The sequence below is a fragment of the Stenotrophomonas sp. GbtcB23 genome, assembly GCF_019091045.1.
Lineage (GTDB): Bacteria > Pseudomonadota > Gammaproteobacteria > Xanthomonadales > Xanthomonadaceae > Stenotrophomonas > Stenotrophomonas rhizophila_A.
This window is the reverse complement of record NZ_JAGXKC010000538.1, coordinates 1-251: the sequence shown is the minus strand read 5'-3', so window position 1 is coordinate 251 and position 251 is coordinate 1. Positions and strand designations below refer to the sequence as shown.

At 62.2% G+C, this 251-nt stretch carries 1 protein-coding gene; it reads right to left on the bottom strand.

Going from position 1 to position 251, the window contains the following annotated elements; all coding sequences use genetic code 11:
* On the bottom strand, positions 1-251 hold a 251-nt coding region (locus KVS69_RS20045; RefSeq protein WP_217539974.1), incomplete at both ends, for an MBL fold metallo-hydrolase.

Sequence of the window (251 nt, the reverse complement as noted above, 5' to 3'; positions counted from 1 at the left end):
AGTCGCTGGATGGAGCGGTAAAGCACACGCGCGTCCCCGCCGGGGAAGTCCGCCCGTGCCGTGCCGCCGTCCGGCATAACCAGCGTATCGCCGACGAAGACGGCATCGCCGATGACATGGCTGATGCATGCGGGTGTGTGGCCTGGCGTATCCAGGACATGGGCCATCAGAGAACCGATTTCATAGGTGTCTCCGTCCCGGAACAGACGATCGAACTGTGAATCGTCGCGTTGGAACGCCGTTCCTTCGTT